The sequence below is a fragment of the Kosmotoga sp. genome (assembly GCF_982836095.1).
This window is the reverse complement of the sequence record NZ_CEYIHJ010000107.1, coordinates 2,403-6,614: the sequence shown is the minus strand read 5'-3', so window position 1 is coordinate 6,614 and position 4,212 is coordinate 2,403. Positions and strand designations below refer to the sequence as shown.

Here is a 4,212-nt window from a genome sequence, read left to right as displayed (position 1 = left end):
ATACATTCTCTGCTCTTGTCTTTTTATGCACTACCAGCAAGAAGCCACCCGCCAAGAATAACCAGTAAACCGCCGGGGAGCTTTTCGAGTAACTTTTCCCTGAATATCAAAGCGGCAAGTGCCATGGCCAGGATTATCGAGAGGTTCACTAATGGCTCGACAATACTCAACTCAATGCTTTTAATGGCTACGAGCAAAAACAAATAGGCTGCCCCGTTTATTGCACCGCCAATGACCATTGGAATTGGCTTTTCTTTAAACGAGGACAGAATGAGCCTATCTTTTTTCTTCAAACGTAAAAGAGTGAAGAAATTGAAAGAAACGATGAAGTAGAGAAGAGCAGCATAAATAATAGGATCATATTCGCTGGTAAAGAATTTATCAATTACCCTGCCAGTTGATTGAAGAACTACGCTGGCAAACATGAGCTGGCTTGGCCTATCTTTCAGAATTGCCTTAAGGGACTTTATCGGTGTTGCAGCTCCTTTTAGTATGAATATTCCATACACCATGAGAATTATTCCCAATGATTTCATAAGGGTTATTTTTTCGCCGAGAAAAATGGCGGCAAAGAACAGTATTACAACTGCATTCAAGCTGCTTATTGGTGCAACAAGCGATACTTCACCCGTCGCAATTGAAGAAACATAGGCAAAGGAACTGAAGCTGTAAAGCAAAGCGCTGATAAAACACGGTAAAAGGAAGTGCCAGTTGTCGATTTCTCTTGTAATAGCGAAAGGCAGTAGTATAAAAGCACCGATAAAAAAGAAAAGAAAGCTGGCAGCAAGATTTTTATAAAAATTCCCAGCTCTGTCTCCCATGAATTTCAAAACAATCTTTTCCAAAGCAAGAAGCAATATTCTCGTTATTAAAGCGAATACTGGCAGTCCCATTTCATTTTAGGAAATCACTTAAGATTGTTTAAGGTATCAAGGAGTTTCCTCAACTCAGAGGTTCCCATAGTGACCATATTGAGTATCTCTTCGGGCGAAGCAGAATCATTGTAAAATAACTGATTGGCCTCCTGGTCGAGTTTAATCACTGAACCTTCAACCGTAAAACCAATAAAAAATCCCCTGGAAATGGAATATGAGAGAATAGCTTGCAAAGTGTAGTCCACATCCGCAGAAAGGTTTCTTCCAATTGGCCCCGCGGCAACACTAACACTGCCACCCAGGGTGATGTTGTCTTTTGTAAAACCTGCAAAACCTGTGTCATTCATTATGAGCAATACAAGTCCAATCGTCTGTGCACCAATTTGTGGCCCATAACTCACTTTGTATAGCTTCAGGAAGAGAGGGCCATACCATAAGTCGTCCTTTTTCCTGAGCACAAAGCCCTCTCCATATTGTCCTCCCAAAACAAGCCCGGCTTTTAATACATTTGGGAAAAAGGCGATGCCTTTTGCCTTTGAAAGAAGTTCTCTGAATGCACCGTTTTCGGGCATGGAAAGCAGTTCATTTAGTACGTTATTTGCATCTTTGAATCTATCATCTGGTGTATAGAACCCCATCACAATCACTCCCAACAAAATGAACAGGATCAATAGCAATCTTTTCATGTTATCACCTCGTGCTATCATTATAGCTTATTTTACTCTCTTCATGAAAAGAAACTGGTTGGCAACACTGATAGCGGAAAGGAATACAACAAGTATGCCTATGCCGTAGAGACCGGGCCAAATTTCAAGGAAATAGCCACTCAAAAGCGGTCCTAACCCAAAGGAAATGCCTATCATGGTTTCATGAAGGCCACCCTGCTTACCATGGTCCTCGTGAGGTGAATTGAGCCCGTAGAATATGGCAAATGTGTATGGAATAGAATAGTTTATACCGGAAAAAAGCGCCACAAGTAAAAACGTCCACACTCCCGTATTTAAGAAAAACAGAGGAATTGATAATGGAAAAAGCAGTATCAAAACAAAGGACAGTCTTGGATTTCCTACCCAGAATCTGTATCGTGTCATGAGTATAAAAGTCAAAAAGACTGCAATGTTTCCCACAACAACAAGAAAGCCGGCGTTCTCCAGCGAAATTCCAGACATCGATATAAGTTTAGGGAAAAGGCTTATCACCGAGGAAAATACCATTGCTGCGAGCACCAGCGAAAACCTATAAGTTTTACGATAAAGAGCTATTTTAGGAAAGTCCACTTCCTTATGCTTTTGAAAGAGAGCCGGATGCCCCTTAAAAGGGATTCTCTCGCCATATTTATTTGTATGCCGGTAAACAATAAGCCCTCCAAGAAAGCTGACCAAAGCGGCTATCGAAAAAACCGAAAAAGGGCTTTTTTGGATTAAATAAGGACCAAAAGCCATGCCTAACATATTACCAGAACTCCAGGAGAGCGTAAATCGTGTAGTGGTTAAAGATGGTTCGATTTTTTCTAATTTTTCTGCCCGGGAAAGAAGCCCTTCTACTAGAGGATAGAAAAGGCCAAAATATGAGTATACTGCTATCGCAAAAAGATACAAAAACACAAGAGAGTTACTGCCATATACCAACATTCCGCTTAAAGAAATTACAGTGAAGAAAAACATCGAAGGAAAAAGAATTTTCTTATACCCGTATCTATCACCCAGGGAACCAAGAAAGAGAGCAATAAGCGTGTAAAACAAATAACCGGTGAAATTTATCTTTCCAATGGTCGAATATGGCAATCCCCAATCTGCGGCTATGGTATTTATTGATGAGAAAAGCAGGTATCCAACCATGGAGAATATTGATACCAAATAATTGAAAAGGTTGAAAAAGGCCCCTTTTTTCACCCAGTGCACCCTCTTTTTGTATTTGCTGTATTATACCAAAGAAAAGGGGAGACCTGAAGGCCTCCCCCATGATTTAATTGTTATTATTCACCAGCAATGAGTTTTTGAAGTTCAGCTTCAGCCCAAGCAAGACCTTCTTCAATTGTCCTCTTGCCATTCAGGACGTCTCCAACCATCTGACCGACTACGGTTCTTACTTCATACCATTCGGCGATGTTAGGATCAACGGAACCCTTGTCAATCTGGCTTATTGGCACAACAGCATCTGGGTGCTGATTGACATATTCTTTCCACTGAGGTGTTTCAAGAGCGGTCTTCACAGCGGGCATGTAGCCAGTTTTGACTGACCAGTATGCCTGAATTTCAGGGCTAAGCAGGAATTTCATGAATTTCCAGGCAGCCAGCTTTTGTTCGTCAGAAATTGTAGAGAACATGATGAGATCCGTTCCAGCGAAAGGTGGCGCTTGAACTTCCCACATAGGCACTGGAGCCCATGCCCAACCATGCTTACCAGTAGAAGCTCTATCGACGTAAGGTTTACTTGCAATTGTTTCAATGAACATCATGATTTTGCCATCGCCAAAGGGACCGTCAAGATATCCACCCTGAGCGTAAGCAATTTTGTAAGTGTGGACCATATCATACATGAACTGAAGAGCCTCATGAGCTTCTGGAGAGTTGATGGTTACTTCAATTTTCCCATCAGGACCTATGTTCAATATTTTTCCGCCATTTGCTCTTAAGAAAACAACGAAATGGTCAATCGTTGTTCTGAAGCCCATACCATACTGATCTATTTCGCCATCGCCATCTTTATCTTCCGTCAACATCATGGCATCGAAGAAAAGATCTTCCATGGTTTTTGGCGGTGTAAGACCATAGAGTTCAAAAGCGTCTGTGTTGTAGTAAAGAACATATGTACTCTTGTTGAAAGGAACGGCGTAGATGGTGTCACCCCAGGTGATCATCTTCTTGAAAGGTGCCCAGATGGCTTCCCATTGCTCAGCAGTGAAACCATAATCCGGATTGTTGATAAAACCGTTGAGCTCCTGAACTACACCGCGCGGTATAAGCTTGGCTGTCCAGTTACCGTAAGCCTGTGATATGGCAGGAAGATTTCCGGATTCAGCACTTGCAAGGAGTTTTTGTGAGAGGGCTCCATAGTTTCCAACATAAATGGGCTTGACCACGATGTCGGGATTAGCCTCATTGAAAGAGTTGACGATTTCGTTCAGAGTGGCTCCATGTCCGCCACCCATGGCATGCCAGAATTCGATCTCAACAGCTGCCATAGTTAAAACTGAGAGAGAAAGAACAGCGATGAGAACCAGAATTTTTTTCATTCCCATACCTCCCTTATTTGAAATGTTCACCATATAATTATAGCACCACACCATGTGCTAACAAAATTTTCAATACGCTTTCAATGAGCTTTGTGGGTTCTT

Annotated in this window: 4 protein-coding genes; all 4 read right to left on the bottom strand. The window is 41.8% G+C overall.

Annotation, left to right across the window (positions count from 1 at the left end; genetic code table 11):
• Window positions 1-23: 23 nt before the first annotated feature.
• The 4 genes from AC3LHT_RS07565 to AC3LHT_RS07550 all read right to left on the bottom strand — a co-directional run bounded on the left by AC3LHT_RS07565 (window position 24) and on the right by AC3LHT_RS07550 (window position 4,110).
• The gene (locus AC3LHT_RS07565; protein ID WP_290644298.1) at window positions 24-893 is read right to left on the bottom strand and encodes an EamA family transporter; all 870 of its coding nucleotides are present in this window, start codon (window positions 891-893) and stop codon (window positions 24-26) included.
• Between the two features lie 14 nt (window positions 894-907).
• Window positions 908-1,561, bottom strand: coding sequence for a lipid-binding SYLF domain-containing protein (locus tag AC3LHT_RS07560; protein WP_290644300.1), 654 nt, complete (start codon window positions 1,559-1,561; stop codon window positions 908-910).
• Window positions 1,562-1,588: 27 nt separating this feature from the next.
• Window positions 1,589-2,767 carry an MFS transporter gene (locus tag AC3LHT_RS07555; RefSeq protein WP_488662461.1) on the bottom strand — a complete coding sequence of 393 codons (1,179 nt, stop codon included), beginning with the start codon at window positions 2,765-2,767 and terminating at the stop codon, window positions 1,589-1,591.
• 83 nt (window positions 2,768-2,850) lie between these two features.
• Complete coding sequence (locus AC3LHT_RS07550) at window positions 2,851-4,110, bottom strand: ABC transporter substrate-binding protein (RefSeq protein WP_290644304.1); 1,260 nt, start codon at window positions 4,108-4,110, stop codon at window positions 2,851-2,853.
• Window positions 4,111-4,212: the final 102 nt, after the last annotated feature.

Coding starts and splice junctions, on each gene's coding strand:
- AC3LHT_RS07565 (WP_290644298.1), bottom strand. CDS start 893: ATGGGACTGCCAGTATTCGCTTTAATAACGAGAATATTGCTTCTTGCT.
- AC3LHT_RS07560 (WP_290644300.1), bottom strand. CDS start 1,561: ATGAAAAGATTGCTATTGATCCTGTTCATTTTGTTGGGAGTGATTGTG.
- AC3LHT_RS07550 (WP_290644304.1), bottom strand. CDS start 4,110: ATGAAAAAAATTCTGGTTCTCATCGCTGTTCTTTCTCTCTCAGTTTTA.